Annotated in this window: 18 protein-coding genes and 1 tRNA gene; 10 read left to right on the forward strand and 9 right to left on the reverse strand. The window is 42.5% G+C overall.

Features of this window, described 5'->3' with window-relative positions; translation table 11 throughout:
* Positions 1–31 precede the first annotated feature (31 nt).
* On the forward strand, positions 32–1309 hold the full coding sequence (locus ASULF_RS08245) for a TldD/PmbA family protein (RefSeq protein ID WP_015591263.1): 1278 nt from the start codon (positions 32–34) through the stop codon (positions 1307–1309).
* Between the two features lie 38 nt (positions 1310–1347).
* Complete coding sequence (locus ASULF_RS08250; RefSeq protein ID WP_015591264.1) at positions 1348–2622, forward strand: TldD/PmbA family protein; 1275 nt, start codon at positions 1348–1350, stop codon at positions 2620–2622.
* A gap of 8 nt (positions 2623–2630) precedes the next feature.
* Here the strand turns inward: ASULF_RS08250 and ASULF_RS08255 are convergent, their stop codons facing one another.
* The 6 genes from ASULF_RS08255 to ASULF_RS08280 form a co-directional block, all read right to left on the reverse strand.
* Complete coding sequence (locus tag ASULF_RS08255) at positions 2631–2825, reverse strand: DUF2116 family Zn-ribbon domain-containing protein (RefSeq protein ID WP_015591265.1); 195 nt, start codon at positions 2823–2825, stop codon at positions 2631–2633.
* A gap of 69 nt (positions 2826–2894) precedes the next feature.
* Positions 2895–4832, reverse strand: coding sequence for a DUF2298 domain-containing protein (locus tag ASULF_RS08260; protein ID WP_015591266.1), 1938 nt, complete (start codon positions 4830–4832; stop codon positions 2895–2897).
* Positions 4832–6433, reverse strand: coding sequence for a flippase-like domain-containing protein (locus ASULF_RS11585; protein ID WP_015591267.1), 1602 nt, complete (start codon positions 6431–6433; stop codon positions 4832–4834). The genes ASULF_RS08260 and ASULF_RS11585 overlap by 1 nt, the downstream gene beginning before the upstream one ends.
* A 29-nt stretch (positions 6434–6462) precedes the next feature.
* Positions 6463–7428, reverse strand: coding sequence for a lysylphosphatidylglycerol synthase transmembrane domain-containing protein (locus ASULF_RS08270; RefSeq protein WP_015591268.1), 966 nt, complete (start codon positions 7426–7428; stop codon positions 6463–6465).
* A 7-nt stretch (positions 7429–7435) separates the two neighbouring features.
* Positions 7436–8146 carry a dolichyl-phosphate beta-glucosyltransferase gene (locus ASULF_RS08275; RefSeq protein ID WP_015591269.1) on the reverse strand — a complete coding sequence of 237 codons (711 nt, stop codon included), beginning with the start codon at positions 8144–8146 and terminating at the stop codon, positions 7436–7438.
* Positions 8147–8149: 3 nt separating this feature from the next.
* Positions 8150–9127, reverse strand: a complete 978-nt coding sequence (locus ASULF_RS08280; protein WP_015591270.1) for an ATP-grasp domain-containing protein — start codon at positions 9125–9127, stop codon at positions 8150–8152.
* Positions 9128–9279: 152 nt separating this feature from the next.
* Between ASULF_RS08280 and ASULF_RS08285 the strand changes: the two genes are divergently transcribed.
* The 6 genes from ASULF_RS08285 to ASULF_RS08300 all read left to right on the forward strand — a co-directional run bounded on the left by ASULF_RS08285 (position 9280) and on the right by ASULF_RS08300 (position 11479).
* Positions 9280–9354 (forward strand) — tRNA-Arg (locus tag ASULF_RS08285).
* A gap of 177 nt (positions 9355–9531) precedes the next feature.
* On the forward strand, positions 9532–9699 hold the full coding sequence (locus tag ASULF_RS12035; RefSeq protein ID WP_015591271.1) for a hypothetical protein: 168 nt from the start codon (positions 9532–9534) through the stop codon (positions 9697–9699).
* Positions 9700–9801: 102 nt separating this feature from the next.
* The gene (locus tag ASULF_RS08290; protein ID WP_015591272.1) at positions 9802–10020 is read left to right on the forward strand and encodes an AbrB/MazE/SpoVT family DNA-binding domain-containing protein; all 219 of its coding nucleotides are present in this window, start codon (positions 9802–9804) and stop codon (positions 10018–10020) included.
* The gene (locus ASULF_RS08295) at positions 10017–10412 is read left to right on the forward strand and encodes a type II toxin-antitoxin system VapC family toxin (protein WP_015591273.1); all 396 of its coding nucleotides are present in this window, start codon (positions 10017–10019) and stop codon (positions 10410–10412) included. Before ASULF_RS08290 ends, ASULF_RS08295 begins: the two co-directional genes overlap by 4 nt.
* A gap of 15 nt (positions 10413–10427) precedes the next feature.
* Positions 10428–10583 (forward strand): hypothetical protein, encoded by a 156-nt coding sequence (locus ASULF_RS12040; RefSeq protein ID WP_169336402.1) that lies wholly within the window; start codon positions 10428–10430, stop codon positions 10581–10583.
* Between the two features lie 419 nt (positions 10584–11002).
* Positions 11003–11479: a VIT1/CCC1 transporter family protein gene (locus tag ASULF_RS08300; protein WP_048098374.1), complete on the forward strand. Its 477-nt coding sequence runs from the start codon at positions 11003–11005 to the stop codon at positions 11477–11479.
* Positions 11480–11729: 250 nt separating this feature from the next.
* Here the strand turns inward: ASULF_RS08300 and ASULF_RS08305 are convergent, their stop codons facing one another.
* Genes ASULF_RS08305 through ASULF_RS08315 form a run of 3 tightly spaced genes read right to left on the reverse strand, consistent with a single transcriptional unit; the run spans position 11730 to position 14211 of the window.
* Positions 11730–12668 carry a peptidase U32 family protein gene (locus ASULF_RS08305; RefSeq protein ID WP_015591276.1) on the reverse strand — a complete coding sequence of 313 codons (939 nt, stop codon included), beginning with the start codon at positions 12666–12668 and terminating at the stop codon, positions 11730–11732.
* A complete protein-coding gene (locus tag ASULF_RS08310; RefSeq protein ID WP_236609677.1) occupies positions 12669–13553 on the reverse strand; it encodes a peptidase U32 family protein in 885 nt (294 codons plus the stop codon). It abuts the gene before it with no gap.
* Positions 13519–14211, reverse strand: a complete 693-nt coding sequence (locus ASULF_RS08315) for a peptidase U32 family protein (protein WP_015591278.1) — start codon at positions 14209–14211, stop codon at positions 13519–13521. Before ASULF_RS08315 ends, ASULF_RS08310 begins: the two co-directional genes overlap by 35 nt.
* Positions 14212–14333: 122 nt before the next feature.
* Between ASULF_RS08315 and ASULF_RS12045 the strand changes: the two genes are divergently transcribed.
* Both ASULF_RS12045 and ASULF_RS08320 read left to right on the forward strand, forming a co-directional pair.
* Positions 14334–14489 carry a hypothetical protein gene (locus tag ASULF_RS12045; RefSeq protein ID WP_015591279.1) on the forward strand — a complete coding sequence of 52 codons (156 nt, stop codon included), beginning with the start codon at positions 14334–14336 and terminating at the stop codon, positions 14487–14489.
* Positions 14476–16047: a PAS domain S-box protein gene (locus ASULF_RS08320; protein ID WP_015591280.1), complete on the forward strand. Its 1572-nt coding sequence runs from the start codon at positions 14476–14478 to the stop codon at positions 16045–16047. The genes ASULF_RS12045 and ASULF_RS08320 overlap by 14 nt, the downstream gene beginning before the upstream one ends.
* Positions 16048–16121 lie beyond the last annotated feature (74 nt).

The raw sequence follows: 16121 nt of genomic DNA on the forward strand, positions 1-16121 counted from the left end.
ATCTTTTTTAATCCAGCAGCAAATTAATTTCATGGAATTTTTTGATATTAGAGATGTAAGAACTGAATCACTCACGATCCTGCTCGAAAACGGATCTGTAGAGAAGCCAAAATTCGAGAGGTTCCATGGAAAAGGCTTCAGAGTGTTTAAAAATGGATGGGGATACTACAGTGGTTTGGTGGATGATTCTGAGGGCATAAAGCTCGCTGAGAGAAATATCATTCGAGCTGACACAGAAGGAATAGATGCTACCTCTTTCAGCGGGAAGTACGAGTTCATGCAGAAAGAGAATGTCGATGATGTATCGGTTGAGGAGAAAATCCAGCTCTTGAGGGAGATAGAGAAAGAGTTGAAGGATAGCTTCATTGTCAATACGAGGGTCGGATACATTGAGAACAAGCGGAGATTTCATTACAGAAACTCAAGCGGGGAAGAGGTAGAGTACTTTGTTCCGAGAGTTGGAGTATCGATACAGGCTGTTGCAAAGGATGGGAGCCTGCAGTTTTTGTCCAAAAGACTCTTTAGGGTTGGTGGATTTGAGGTTCTAACGGATGAAGTTTTTGAGATGGCGATTGAACTGAGAGAAAAGCTGAAGGATCTCGTAAACGCTCTGCCTCCACCATCTGGCAGGATGCCGGTTCTGATGGATCCATCTCTTGGTGGGGTATTCATACATGAGGCTTTCGGGCATGCAGTCGAGGCAGATCACCTGCTTAAGGGCGCGAGCATTCTCAAAAAAACTGGAATAAGGGTGGGACCGGAAGAGCTCTATGTCTATGACGATCCACTTATGCCAGAATTCGGCTTCTTTCCATATGATGATGAGGGGTACAAGGCTGAAAAGAAGACGATTATCGAATCTGGAGTGTTTAAAGAGTTTTTGCATTCGAGGGAGACCGCATACAGGATGAACGGAAGGGCTGGAAATGCAAGGAGTCAGGGAGTTATGGAGCCAATAGTCAGAATGAGCAACACATACATTGCTGAGGGGAGCTACAGCCTGGATGAACTGCTGGAAGAGGTGAAAAATGGTGTGTATTTGATAGGCTCGAGGGGTGGTGAAACAAATCCAGCTACAGGATACTTCCAGTTCAACGCCCAGTATGGGTATCTTATAGTGAACGGAGAGATCAGGAACATGGTGAGGGATGTTTCGCTCAGCGGCAACACGCTAGAAATACTGAAAGGCATAAAGATCGGGAAGGGTGTCAAGTTCGATTCCGGCTTCTGCGGAAAATCTGGACAGCTCGTGCCAGTATCGGATGGAGCACCACCTACCGTGGTTACAGCACTTGTTGGGGGTAGCTAAGATGGTAGTGGTGGTTAAGAGTGGGGGAGGTGTTGTTGATGGATGAAGTAGACTTCAGAATGAATATAGAGCATGCAGCAAGATACCTCGACTTCAATTCAGATTCATGGGAGATATTTCACGAAATAGAGTATCAGAAGGTCTTGAAGATCGAGAAAAACAGGCTATCCTCTCTGATCGATGATGTTGAGGAAGGGATAGCTGTCAGGGTTATAAACGATTCAAAGGTTGGTTTTGCCTACACAACCGATCCGGATTCAATCATATCCGCATGCGAGATGGCTGTCAAAATCTCCAGAGTCTCAGAGGACAGGCTGTCAGATTTTCCGGAAGGTGGTGCAGCTATGGTGGATGGAATATTCAGCGAGAAAGTTGTTGAAACCATTAAACAACCGGAATGGCTGTATGAGACGGGCAAGAGAATGACAGCCATTGCTGATGAAGAAAAGGTTAACCTCACAGAAGGAGTTATAGAGCTATCAGCCTCTAAAACAAGGATCCTGAACTCTACTGGAACCGAAGTTGAAAAAGAGGAAACTGCCGTATCTGTGTTTGTTGAATGCGTGTCTGAAAGTGGTTCTGCATACGATGTGGCCTATTCAAGAGATCTGGATCTGGATGTTGAGAATGTTGTGAGAAATAGCTCTCTTTTCTCAAAACAGACCGATGAGAAAATAGATTCCGGAGAGTATAATGTAGTTTTCTCCCCATTGGCAGTTCACCAGCTATTGAATTATGCTCTATACCCTGCATTCTTTGCGGACAATGTTCTGAAGGGAAGAAGCATGCTCAAAGACAAGCTGGGGGAGAAGATTTTCTCGGATATCAGCATAATCGATGATGGCACAGCAGACAGCCTTCTGATGTCATCCCCCTTCGATGATGAGGGAGTTGAGAGCAGGAGAAGTTACATCATCAAAGATGGTGTGCTTGAGGGATTCATAAACGACTGGAAATCGTCCATCGAGCTAAATGGGGAACCTACAGGCAATGGCATAAGAATCGAAAGAAACAGCTTCCCAGCAACTTCAGCAACCAACATGATACTCGAGATTGAAGAAGAGAGCGAATACGATTCCGCCATATATGTGCACTCCCTAACTGGAGCGCATACCTCGAATCCAGTGAGTGGTGATTTCAGTCTGCAATGCTCGAACCTGCTGTTCAACGGTAAGCCTGTGAAGCCAGTAATGATCTCAGGAAATGTCTATGATTTGCTGAAGAAGGCTGAATATGGTGGTAAAGAAAAGATTCAGGTCGAGAATACATACACCGGATGGATTGAGTTCTCCGATGTGAGGATCAGATCATAAATAGCCATCTATGACTTGGGTGCAAATACGAACAGCATTATTATCAATGCCAGGAAGGCTACGAGCATGAGGATCATTGAGTTCCTCTGTCTTTTCTTTTCTTTCTGAAGGGTTTCCTCGCACTCATCACTGCATGTAATTTCTTCAGGCTCTATCGCTTTTCCGCAAATAACACAGTGTCTGTGGGGTATTATTCCGGGCATCAGAACCACCTTCCATTTATTGCCATAAGCTCCTCAAACATAATTAATAAATCTTTCCTCATCCGCTCATCAGTTCTCGTTGTTCACAGAGTAAACCACAGCATCCCCACTCTTGAAAACCTCTCTGAAACACTTCAGCTCACTCACTCCATAGACCCTGTGTTCCTCATAACCGACAAAGATGTAGCTGACATTGTATTTTTTAGCCAACAATTTTGCCAGCGTGCAGTTGTTTGTCGTGTAGATTGTTCTGACATCCCTGATCCGTTCAACAAGCTCATCTGGATTATCTCTCCACTGAACCTCATGACATCCCCAAGCAATTACTGTTGGATTGCCGCTGAATGCAGCAACCCTCCCACTATAGCCATAGCAGTCAGAATACGCCTCTAAAACAACCCCTCGCTTATCTTTGAGAAACTGGATTGCTTCATAATCTCCTTCGCTGAAGTACTTTATGAACTGCTCCGAATCCAACGAGAAATCCGCTCTGTAGTATTTGATCGGAGTTGCTATTACTGGATAAACGAGCGATATCAGAAATACTGTCAGCACAAGATACCTTGCCATCCCTGAGCCTTTCAGGGATTTAGCAATTGCAATGGCTGAAGGAAACAGAAGCAACACCCATGCAGCCAGGTAAAACTTGAAGAAGGTGTTCATCCTCGACTCTACTGCCACGAACTCACACGCCAGTACGATCAGGGTTGCTGAGAATATCAGCATGGATAGATAATCACCTCTCAGAAACTTTCTTGCAGATAGGATCGTTAGTGGAAAGATCACTGGAAAGATCGGTATGAATGGATATGCCAGAATACCTGCAAGCACTGAAAGCATTGCTAGCCTCTTGGATTTAACAATCTCATCGTACAGATAGATGTAGCTCAAAATGAATATTATGCCAAAATACAAGAAAAATTGAGTTAGAGATGTTCGTTCACCAGTCAGAAACGGCTTTGCAGATGGCGTCTCCATCGTGCTGTACAGTGTAAGGATCGAAATGGCGGATAACGCCAGAACAATAGCTCCTTTTTTGATTTCCGCAACATCTCTGGTGCTGTAAAATCTGTACAGTGCTGTGAGGAAAGTTATAAAAAGGAATATAGGAGCATCCCATGAATTTACAGCAAAAAGGATGAAATTTAATGGGATAAGATATACCCAGTTCTTCCCTTTTTTGAAGTAATCGTAAAGGATGATTATTGCAAGCACCTTTACCGGCAGTGCAACGAAATGAGCGTGAAAGTCTGCGTGGATGAAACTGAAGTAGGGAAACTCGTTTATGGTTTTACCATAGGTACTATCGTCAATTATTCTGGTCGCATTCCAGTAAAACAGGTAACCGGGCTTGGTTCCACGGATAATATCCTTTAAGAATTCATAAAATGCATAAAAATTCCCGGAAAACACGGCGAATATGAGGGCAATCACAGAATATATCCTCGATCTGCCACCATTACAGTCACAGATCCTCCTTATCAGGTAGTAGGAGAGCATGGCAAAATATGCTGGAACCACGGCTATCGCGACATTGAACCCCTTGCTAAGGCTGAGAAGCGATGAGAGCGTTACTGCTGCTCCAAAGACATATCCGAAGTAGTAGTAGAAGTTGATAACTCCTCCAGCGAAAAACGGATCTGGCGGATGGAACATATCTGCCCTCAGTACGGAGTTCAAAAAGGCGTAATCCATGATTTTCTCAGCACCGTACGCCTGTGGAATCAAAAATCGCAGAAACAGGAAGTACAGAAAAACTGCGAGAAAGACTGCTTCATACCTGAACTCGAAATTGAAACCGTCTCTGTATGCTCTGTATATTCCCGAAATCAAAAAAATCGCAAATAAGAAGTAAAAAACATACCTGAAAGGAAAGAAAAACGAGAAAAAGAAAATAATCAGGCATAGAAGGAGAAAGGACATTAACTTCGCCACCGGATAGTCCATTTTGAGGTTCTGTGAGATCAGAATCGAAGCCGTCAGGAAAAATACTATTCCCGCTTCCATTATCTCAGCTCTCTGAGCTTTATGTTCAGGGAGCTTAGAGCTATAATTCCGAGCACCACGGTTATTATGTTCTTTATTGCATGATCTATGAGCGAGACAGCAAATGCTATGCTGGAGCTTACGGAGTGACTCAAGATTCCGGTCATAACGGCCTCATATGTTCCTATCCCTCCTGGTGTTATCGGCAGAACCTTGGTGATGTTGCCGATGGATACTGCAAGAACTGTGAGCAGGAAGAGGTCTCCGCTCGAGAATGATCTGAGTATAATATAGCAAACAATGATGTCGATCATCCACAAAAATAAGGATACCAGCAAAATTACCGGAGCCTTTTTTGTTCTCATAACCCTGTTCGCATCTCTGACTATATCACCGATTATGTTCTGGATTCTCGAGGCAAAATATAACGCAATAACTATGACCACTAGAAGTGCTGTTGCATACAGCGGAGTTTTCGCAAGTTCAATCGCACTCAGCAACAAAATGGATGTAAAGGATAATATAATAACTGATATCAGATCAAAAACCCTCTCCACAGCTAACGCACTGAAGGATGTAGAATAAGGAACATCCTGCAGTTTGAACACATACGCCCTTCCGAGATCACCTATTCTGACGGGCGTGATCACATTGAGGGTCTGACTTATCGCGATGCTTTCTGTGGAGAAAATTAGCGGGGCATCATATCCGAGAATGGACATTATGTAGCTGTACCTCCATCCGCGAACGATAAATGATCCAGCATAGATTGATGAGGCCAAGATAATCGCCTTAATATCAGCCTTGCCAATAGTGTTCGCAACCGACCCAAAACCAATGTACCCGGCGATCGCGAATAGAATGAGAAGTGCAATGGATATCGAAACCGCGAGGAACTTTCTCTCTCCCCTTCTCTCCTTAAGACTGTCAAAGAACATCCTGAGGATCTGGGAGAACATGTAAGCGATATCCCGTCCAATTCTGACCTTACTCCTCTCCCCCTGTCTCCACCTGACGGGGAACTCCTTAACCCTGTAACCCATTCTCTGGGCGAGGATCATAAGCTCTGTATCCCAGAACCAGTGGTTGTCCTTAACATGTTCAACAACCTTGAAGAAAGCTTTCCTCCTGAATGCTTTAAATCCACACTGATGATCCTTCAGTTTTGATCTTAACAGCAACCTTACAAGGAAGTTGTAGCCTTTAGAGGCGAAGTCCCGCTTGAATGGTCTCTCTGTCTCGCTATCCTTGAGCAGTCTGCTTCCTGTTACGAAGTCGTAGTTCTGGGTTAGATCTATGAGTTCTTTGAGGTGGGAGATGTCTGTGGAGAGGTCTACATCCAGATAAACAAGCACATCTCCGCTTGATTGTCTGAACGCATTCAGGAGGGCTTTTCCCCTGCCCAGCCTCTCATCCGAATGCACATGAAATACATTATCATACCTTTCGGCAAGATTCCTTGCTATAACATCAGTACCGTCTGTGGAACCATCTTCGGCTATTATTATCTCGTAATCTTCCTCGCTGAAGTATTTGCTCATTTCCTTTCTGACTTCCTCAACTGCTATCTCCAGCTTGTCAGCTTCGTTGTATGCTGGGAGGACTATGGTGATTCTTGCCATGTTCACCCCCTGCTTTGAGGTTCTGTTATTTAATTCTTCTTCCTTTCTCTCCCTTTCAGAATCTCCGGAAATTTGAGGAGAGTGTAAATTCCAGGAATATCACCAAAGATGTTTGTTGTTCTGACAAGAAGTGAGTAAAGCAATGCTGTAGATGCATCCACTCCAAGAAGATAGAACGCTGTGACAGCCCCTCCTTCCATGAGACCGAGCCCGGCAGGAGTTATGGGCAGAAACATGAGCGAGCTTATTAACGGCTGGATGAGGAGGTAAACATAAAAATTGAGATCTAATGCAAGAGATTTTCCGACAAAGTACCACTGAAGAGATGTTATAACCCATCCGAGTAATCCAGTAACCAGAATAAACCAGAACATGTCTTTAGTTTTAGCAGAATGTTCGGAATATCTAAGCAAAAAATTCGCCATGAATCTCAACCTCTTTGGCAATCTGATTCTGCTCGGACCCCTGTTGTACCAAGAAGCTAAAAGCAAAATGACAGATATTACAAAAATGAACAAGAGTGAGATCGCGGAGACGGCAACCAGCTCCTTGAATTTCTCAGTATGATGGAATATTAGGAGCAGAGCAAGAATACTTCCAAAAATTTTTATCAGAAACTCTACTGCCTGAGGTACTAAAATTCCAGCCATTCCCACATTCAGATTGCATCCACCGAGTTTTTTGATGAAAAAGGGTGTCGAGAGGTAACCACTCCTTCCCGGGGTGAATTCCGATAGAAGCATACCTCCAAAGTGAGACTGAAGTGCCTTTGAATAGTCTATAGAGCAGCCCATTCCATTCACAAGAACTTTTAGCCTGAAAGACAGCAGAAGGTTGAGGGTCATGTAGCACAGGGATGCAAATACTATTCCTGCTACATCAACCTTTTTTATACTCGTAAGGCTGAAGTTGACTCTGGAGTAGATCACGTATAGGATTATAAGCCCAATCAGGAGCTGAACTAGTCTTTTTGTTAGGTTTCTGATCATATTCATCTTCCGTTCATTTCAGGAACATTCTGACTATGCTGGATATCATGTAAAACATGTCCCTGAACCTGACCTTACTCCTCTCCCCCTGTCTCCACCTGACGGGGAACTCCTTAACCCTGTAACCCATTCTCTGGGCGAGGATCATAAGCTCTGTATCCCAGAACCAGTGGTTGTCCTTAACATGTTCAACAACCTTGAAGAAAGCTTTCCTCCTGAATGCTTTAAATCCACACTGATGATCCTTCAGTTTTGATCTTAACAGCAACCTTACAAGGAAGTTGTAGCCTTTAGAGGCGAAGTCCCGCTTGAATGGTCTCTCTGTCTCGCTATCCTTGAGCAGTCTGCTTCCTGTTACGAAGTCGTAGTTCTGGGTTAGATCTATGAGTTCTTTGAGGTGGGAGATGTCTGTGGAGAGGTCTACATCCATGAATACCAGAACATCCCCTTTAGACTGTCTGAAGGCGTTTAAAATCGCCCTGCCCTTTCCAAGCCTCTCATCCGAATGCACATGAAATACATTATCATACCTTTCGGCAAGATTCCTTGCTATAACATCAGTACCGTCTGTGGAACCATCTTCGGCTATTATTATCTCGTAATCTTCCTCGCTGAAGTATTTACTCATTTCCTTTCTGACTTCCTCAACTGCTATCTCCAGCTTGTCAGCTTCGTTGTATGCTGGGAGGACTATGGTGATTCTTGCCATGCTTCCATTCTTCAACTGTCAACCTCCTCGGCCAACACTCAAGTCAACCTCTTCAACAACCAGAGATGTTTCCTTGTGATAGGCCATTGCACTCTCTCTCACTCCATTCACCTTCGAAATACTGCAGACTCTTCTCGCTTTGCTTCTGAAAGTTAGATGGCCTTCAGCATGATTTTTGTAGATCAGTTCTGCAAGATTGAATCCATAAACCTGCTCGAATGCTATTGAGGGTGTTGTCAGTCTCGCGTTTATCTCTATGATGTATGGGGAGTCAGATAAAACGACATCCACACCAACATATCCGTGAAGACCCTTAATGCAGCCTACAGCCTCTGTAGCTTCCTCAACAACCATTTTTTCCTCCTTTTTTCCAATATTTGCAGGAACCAACGCACCGCTGTATTTGAAGTGATCGAGAAGCTGAGAGTTTACGCTCAGTGGGGTTATCTCATCACCTACAATAAAGCTCACGCTCAGGTTCTTGCCCTCGACAAATTCCTGTGCGACGAATCCGTCCGGGACTGTTCCGGAACCAAAGTCTATGCCCGCTCCTCCGCACGACCTTTCAGGTTTGATTACATAGCTCACATCTAGCGGTTCTTTTGAGGTTAACGGCATGTTAACCCTGTCTTTCAGCCTGAGGTATGTTAGCCATTTACTGGAGGTGATGGCTATAGCTTTAGAACTTGATCCAAGGTTCTCACACCTCTTTTCTGCAATTTTTGTGAGAGTTTCGAGAATACCTTCATCTTCAGGAGCTATGATCAACGCGTAATCAGCGTTTTCGCAGCATTCTCTGAAGTCTTCTTCAAAATTCCTGACTGGCGGGATGTTATACATGGTGGAAAGGCTGTATTCTGGATTTACAAAAGAGAGCACATTCGAGAATTTTGTAAATCCTGTATAAAGGGATTTGAACATCGATAAACCTTCCACAACTATATCCTCTTCAGCTTCACCTCCGCACGAAATATATTCGAAGAGAAAGACATCCATGGAACAAACGAATGGCTCAGATAACTTAAAAATTACTGTGTGTTTGATGTCTGATCGATAAGAGTGGCTGATGAAGTACCATAAAGTTCATAAACTCAATCGAGATATGATTCTCAGATTTAGTTAGGTAACCAAAAGTTAGGGAACCAAAAGGGCCCGTGGCCTAGCATGGATAGGGCGACGGCCTTCTAAGCCGTAGATCGCGGGTTCAAATCCCGCCGGGTCCGTCTAATTTACATTTCAATACACTTTCTTTTTTGGTTTTGAATTTTTGCAAAGTAAGGTGAAACTTTGGTTAAGTTCTGTGGGGGTGTTTCTGTTTTGGCTATACCAAATACTACTAGGATTTTATCGACTACAACGGTTTCGGTGAGGATATAAACGATAACAGCGATCTTGCAAGTGTGTACTGCCCAAACTGTCAGAACGAGGAGCTAATCGATGTCGATCTGTATGAAGAGCTTGTTAAGGGGCTAGAGGATTTTGAGAGGCTGGCAGACGAAATCGGTGTCACTTTAAAGCAGGGCGTGGACGAGGCCTACAGGAGACTCGAAGAGGAGCTTCAGCCCTGAAAATAATCATTTCTTTTGGTTTTGTGTTTGAAGTTTGAAACAGAAGTACAAAAAGATATATGTATTACTTTTTAGATATTTCATTACTGGAGGTGTTTTGTAATGGTGTTAGTTACCAGGAAGTACCAGATCACGATACCTAAGAGAGTCAGAGAGGAACTTAACATTAAAGCAGGAGATGAAGTTGTCTTCATCAAAACAGAAGACGGATACAAGATCGTGAGGGCAGATGATGTTATCAAAGAAGGTGTGGAAATATTCAAGGACATAGACGAGACGATAGAGGAAATGAAAGCAGGGTTGCAGGAGGGCTTTGATTGAAAATCGTTCTGGACACCAATGTTTTCCAGAACAGGAGGTTCTGCGAGTGGCTGAAGAAGGGTAACCACGACGCGAGAATCTCGACCATAACATACACCGAACTCCTCTACCACTACCTGAAGAAAAAGGGAAAAGATGGCAGAGAATTCGTTGACGCCTTTCTCGACGCATTGAAAGTTCAGGTGATGCCGTTCGATAGAGAGTGCGCCAGAATTGCAAGCAATGCGGCGATAGGAAGATGGGACTTCAGAAAGAAGGTGAGAGACTACATGATCGGAAGTCTGGCTGTTAAGCTCAGATGCCCGATGATAACATACAATGTAAAAGATTTTGAGTGGATCAGCGAGAACGAGATTTACACGCCCGACGAGTTTTTGGATGCCCACGCGTGAAAACGGGTAAAAAGGGTGAAAACGGGTGAAAGAATGATAAGGGATGGTAGCAGATACTGGAAGGCCATTGAACTCGTCAGAAGGGTAGCCGAATGCTACCTGTCAGGAATGGTTCTTTTAAGTCAGAAAACAGCCGAATGCCTCGCTAAAAACTCTCACCCTCTCTCTTGAGAGATCTTAGCAATTCATACGCGTTGTTAGACTATATCGAAAACAAAGAGTTCTTTAAAGAAGAGAGTCATCCATACTTGAAAGATTGAGAACTCCTGAGAAAACTAAGGTTAGAAGGAGGGAAGAAAAAGGAAATATTTGACTTTATTTGAATCCTTAGGCTGATTGAGAGAGAAAAAGCAGCATGAGTGGGTGAAGGTGGAGAAAACTACGCTCGCAAGGGATTCTCGGCAACTCAAAAACTCTTCGCTCACTTCGTTCGTTCGCCCCTACAGGGTCGTGCAACAGGTGGATATATGACTCGCTAACGCTCGCCCAAATTTGCTCCGCTATCGCTCTGCAAACTTCATACCCCAAAACGTTCTCTGAAATTACCCGACCCAAAAAGCTATTTAGATTAGAGGAGTTAAAACATTATGATGAAACACTCATTTAAAACAGGTTTTAGCTTTGGTTTAACCTCTGCAGTAATCACAACTCTTGGATTAATGGTTGGTTTACATTCTGGAACTCACTCAAAGATCGTGGTTATCGGAGGTATATTGACAATAGCAATAGCAGATGCATTTTCAGATGCATTGGGGATACATGTTTCCGAAGAGGCTGAGAATAAGCACACTACAAAGGAAATATGGGAATCAACTATTTCCACTTTTTTGTCCAAATTTGTTTTTGCATTGACATTTGTTGTTCCTCTTCTATTGTTTCAATTATCAACGGCGATTATAGTAAGTGTTATCTGGGGTCTATCTTTGCTGGGGATTTTCAGCTTCCAAATCGCTAAAGAGCAAAAAACAAAACCCTGGAAAGTGGTAACAGAACACCTAGTTATTGCATTAATAGTTATAGTCATAACACATTATGTCGGTGATTGGATTGGTTCAACATTTAGCTAAACATTCGATTAAACATTTTGGTTGGGCATTCTCAAAACTCTTGGTACATCATCTCTCTTCGCTCTCCTTTCGAAGTTGTTATCGATCTTCGATTGAATACATTGAGATCGTGGGCAGCCAAGAATCGCTCTATCATTAAGTTCCTGGAGTGAGTTGCAATCTCAGTTCCTCTAATTGCAAATCAAGGTTACATGTAACCATATCAGCAACAACCAACGATCATCTAGCCAAAAACAAAATTAAAAAACAACTAAACTCCCACCTCAGACAACTTTATAAGCTCCATGGTCTTTCTGAGTCTCTCGGCGTCTCTTCTCGAAGCTATATCCATCAGCTTTTTCTTCCATACAGCAAAATCAACCTCTCCACCGCTGCAAGCTTCAACAAAATCCCTGTAGAACCTGACTATCTCTTTTATAAGTCCAACTGAATACTCTCTACCCTGGATTTTGAGGCAGTCAACAACCTCCAGAAGTGACGGAATCTCCTCAAGTAGGAGGAACATACTGTTGGGGAGATTGAAGTCCCTCGCATAAACATCATCACCAAGCAGAGACCACCTCATCAGGCAAGGCCGGAAGCAAACTCCACCTCTGTTTGGACTCCCAATATAGTAACTCTTTCCATTCAGCTCCTCATACTTCAAAGCCTTGTAGCTACTCATCCAGCACTTACCGAGGTATGTGAAATCCGTATTGGCATGCACCAGCACCTCTATTCCAACTCCCGCCTTATCTTTGATCTCCCTCATCTCATCTATCGTGAGTTTGCAGTCGGCAACAACCATACCCGCTCCAGCTTTCCTGTAGAACAGAGCCTCCTCATAGTTCAGTATGTTGCATCCAATGCTTGCGACTATATCAATGTCCGGATAGGTATCACTAACAACCCTCATCAAACCAGCATCGTTCAGTATAATTGCATCCACTCCAGCAGAATACAGAAAATCTAGCCTCTCTCTGAACATGTCAATTTCCGATGGCTTAGGCATAGCATTTATCGCTGCTCTGAGCTTACCACCGAAATCATGGGCAATTTTTACAACCTCAACTATTTCTGAATCTGACATTTCATACCTCAATGCCCTTCTGCTCCATCCCTTAACTCCAACATAAACGCTATCAGCGCCAGCCTCAAAAACAGCCTTAACCATCTCAGCATTCCCGCCGGGAGCTAAAAGTTCAACCATTTACACCACCTCGGATCCAACATATATCTGTCCAGCTTTGTTGAAGTAGAATCCGTTGCATATACCATACTTCGCAATCTCCATGAGTTTTTCAAAATCATTTCTGTCAAAACCTCTCTCCAGCAAATTCCTGTAAATATTTCCTACCTTTTCCCTGTAACCAATTCTTTCAGATATCGTTTCCACCCTCAGAGCATCGACACCAACCTTTCTCAGCTCATCAATGTGCTCATACATGCAAACGTCCTTTCCGCTGAGTGTGGCATGCCCGAAAGGTTTGAGCACCAGATCTCCGCTCCTGAAAACCATCTCCCTCTTGCAGATATGCGGACACTCAACTCCCACATTTTTCTCGAACTCGAGCAGGAAGCATTCATGTGAAATCCCTAGTGGAATCTTGCCATGAACAACAACTTCCACTTCCACACCTGCAGCCTTAATTCCTGCAATGTCTTCAAGCGGTAGCTCATATGCTGGCATAACCCTCTCCACACCTATGCTTTTGAGTAACTCTACAGTTGCCGATGTGTAGATGTTCGTTAACCCTCCGGCATGAACCCTCAGATCGTACTCTCTCTTCACATAGCTTATAACTCCAAAATTCGTCGATTCTATCGCATCCACCTCTAGATCGGCAACCAGATCTATCAGTCTGAAAACCTCAGGCAGATCCGAATTTCTTGGGGCAGAGAATGTGGAGATATACACCCTCTTTCCCATCTCCCTCAGCATCTCCACCGCGATCCTGAGGTCTTCGAAGTTGGATGTCAGGTTTCCATCGTACTTCATACAGTATGGATTTCCAAGATATATCGCATCGTACGGCTCTATACTGCATTTACTCATCTGCTCAAGCGTCGGGATGTTGGTTACCAGCTCCATCATCAAACCTCCTGAACTGTCTTCCTTCCAGTTTCACATAATCTGGCCTGAAATCTGATCTTTCATCAAATTCAAACATAACTGCTTTAGGATTAAAAGACACCTCACAAACCTCCTTATCCTCAAAAACAACTTTCCACCTTCTGCAACACTTCTTTGTGCATAAGCCGGATTTTTTCGTGCTGATACCATTAAAGTATGACGAGATCATACACTTACCCTTATAAAACATCTCAATCAATGCGAATCCAAAAGCTTCGATCTCAACATCCTTCTTGATTGAAATATCAGAATTCAGCTCTGGGGGGATCACGACGACATCGGCCCCGATACTTTTTAAAAATTCAATGTCGAGTTCGTTTAATGGGTTTAATCCGACACTTGAAACGATCTTCTTTTTATTTTTCATAACAGAAACTTTCCATATCAGTCCAGCATCGTTCAGGATAACACCCTTACATTTTAATCGTTCAATAACCTCGACAACCTCGGCAACAGGATCTAAACCTCTTATCCTGTTCAATGCGACGAAAACATTTTTATCCTTACTCAGTTCATTGATTTCATCGATAGATAGAGCATTTTTATCTGAGTACCTGCTGAATCCTCTTAATCCCACATATACTGTTTCTGCTCTGATATCGGGGGACATTACCTGCATTTTTAAAATAAACGGTGGCAAAATACTTAAATCTTGCTAAATTTGGTAATTATAAATCGGTAAGATAATAATTTTACAGATATCTAAAACCTTTTAAATTTAGTTAACTCTACTTGTATCGTATGGAACTGGATCTGATTTATTTCGTTAAAGAGCTAATAACTATAAACAAAGAAAGTTTTGGTATGCTATCAATAAGTGAAATAGCAAACTCAGAAACTTTTGTTGAATTCTACAATAAAACGATTGTTTTAGGTGGTACTGGTGGACAAAAATAGGTTAATTTCCGCGTTATATGAAATCTCCATGAACATAAAACCTGAAAATCCAGGAAAACTCGTAGAAACCTTTCTCATAACTACATCCAGGAATTTTGGATTCAGTTACGCCTATGCAGAAGTGCCAAAGCTCAATCTAAAAATAGAGATTCCAAAGAAAGCCGTTTATGCCCATAAAATCTCATTTGAAAAGAAGGCTTGCAGGATCATTTTTGGAGGGAAAAAGGAGATACCAGCCGAATACTTTTCCGCTATTGAGCTACTAGTTGAAAAGCTTGACTCTGTACTTGAATGTCTCTTACTTGCCGACGAAAGATACAGAAAGATTGTTGAGAACATAAAAGATATAATCATTCTCGTTAATAACGATGGGGTCGTTGTTGAAGCAAATAACGCTGCTGAAAAAGTTCTTGGAAAGATAATTGGAAAAAAACTTGATAAGAAATGGTATGATGGTTTTATAACGCATGAAGGCAGATTTTACAGTTCATCGATTTACAATTTGAAAGATGTTGGAAAGGTGGTAATTGTAAGCGACATCACTGAAAAAGTAAAACTTGAAAAGGAAAAAGAGTTTGTTGAAAAGATAATTGAGACCGCTAACTCACTGATAGTTGGTTTGGACGAAAAGGGCAGAATAGTTATGTTCAACAGAAAATGCGAGGAAATAACAGGATATGCTCGAGAAGAGGTTCTCGGAAAAAACTGGTTCGATATTTTCGTGCCTAGGGTGGAATACACCTTAAAAATATTTAAGAAAACCCTTGAAATAGGTTGGAACAGCTACATACATCCTATCAGAGCAAAGACCGGAGAAAAGATCATATCTTGGAGTAATACTGTTGTGGAACGAGAAGGTGAGAGAATAATAGTCGCTATCGGGAACGATATAACTGACGAGGTGAGTGCAAGAAGAAGGGCTGAGGAATTATCTGAGCTTTTTAGAGTGATAAACAAAATAATGCGTCACGATATACTTAACGATCTTTCAATTGTTGTCGGAGCTCTTGAGCTTTACATGGAAAATAAAGATGTATTCCTCATTGAAAAAGCGATTAAAGCCGCATATAAATCAATTAATCTCATAAAAGAGATAAGACAACTTGAATCCTTAGCTTTATCAGGTAAAACATTAAAGCCAACCCCGATTAAACCTGTTCTTGAGGAACTAGCAAAATATTACTCGATTCCCATTAACATAGATGGTAATTGCATAGTTCTGGCTGATGAGGCTATTTCGTCGCTTTTTGATAACATCATAAGGAATGCTGTGATCCATGGAAAAACAAACAGAATTGATATAAAAGTGAAGAGAAAGAACGGGGTCTGTGAGGTCAGGATTGCTGATTATGGTAGAGGTATCCCCAATGAAATTAAGAAGAAGATATTTGATGAAGGGTTCAGCCATGGTGAAACAAAGGGCACAGGCTTAGGACTTTATGTGGCCAAGAAGGTAATGGAGAGGTATGGTGGCAGTATTAGCATTGAGGATAACAACCCAAAAGGCGCTGTTTTTGTTTTGAGATTTAAGGCTGTATGGGGAAAAATGCTGGTCTAAAGAGAATTGCCGCCATCGGTTTTCTGATTTAGAAAAGGGTTATATGAATATCCTCCAGCTAAAAAGGAAGTAAA

The sequence above is a fragment of the Archaeoglobus sulfaticallidus PM70-1 genome (genome assembly GCF_000385565.1).
Taxonomy (GTDB): Archaea; Halobacteriota; Archaeoglobi; order Archaeoglobales; family Archaeoglobaceae; genus Archaeoglobus_A; species Archaeoglobus_A sulfaticallidus.

Excerpts from the sequence above, each read along its gene's own strand:
- ASULF_RS08260 (WP_015591266.1), bottom strand. The coding sequence starts at position 4,832 with ATGGAAGCGGGAATAGTATTTTTCCTGACGGCTTCGATTCTGATCTCA.
- ASULF_RS08250 (WP_015591264.1), top strand. The coding sequence starts at position 1,348 with ATGGATGAAGTAGACTTCAGAATGAATATAGAGCATGCAGCAAGATAC.
- ASULF_RS08255 (WP_015591265.1), bottom strand. The coding sequence starts at position 2,825 with ATGCCCGGAATAATACCCCACAGACACTGTGTTATTTGCGGAAAAGCG.
- ASULF_RS08300 (WP_048098374.1), top strand. The coding sequence starts at position 11,003 with ATGAAACACTCATTTAAAACAGGTTTTAGCTTTGGTTTAACCTCTGCA.
- ASULF_RS12045 (WP_015591279.1), top strand. The coding sequence starts at position 14,334 with ATGGAACTGGATCTGATTTATTTCGTTAAAGAGCTAATAACTATAAAC.
- ASULF_RS08290 (WP_015591272.1), top strand. The coding sequence starts at position 9,802 with ATGGTGTTAGTTACCAGGAAGTACCAGATCACGATACCTAAGAGAGTC.
- ASULF_RS08245 (WP_015591263.1), top strand. The coding sequence starts at position 32 with ATGGAATTTTTTGATATTAGAGATGTAAGAACTGAATCACTCACGATC.
- ASULF_RS08305 (WP_015591276.1), bottom strand. The coding sequence starts at position 12,668 with ATGGTTGAACTTTTAGCTCCCGGCGGGAATGCTGAGATGGTTAAGGCT.
- ASULF_RS11585 (WP_015591267.1), bottom strand. The coding sequence starts at position 6,433 with ATGGCAAGAATCACCATAGTCCTCCCAGCATACAACGAAGCTGACAAG.
- ASULF_RS08310 (WP_236609677.1), bottom strand. The coding sequence starts at position 13,553 with ATGATGGAGCTGGTAACCAACATCCCGACGCTTGAGCAGATGAGTAAA.
- ASULF_RS08270 (WP_015591268.1), bottom strand. The coding sequence starts at position 7,428 with ATGAATATGATCAGAAACCTAACAAAAAGACTAGTTCAGCTCCTGATT.
- ASULF_RS08280 (WP_015591270.1), bottom strand. The coding sequence starts at position 9,127 with ATGGATGTCTTTCTCTTCGAATATATTTCGTGCGGAGGTGAAGCTGAA.
- ASULF_RS08315 (WP_015591278.1), bottom strand. The coding sequence starts at position 14,211 with ATGCAGGTAATGTCCCCCGATATCAGAGCAGAAACAGTATATGTGGGA.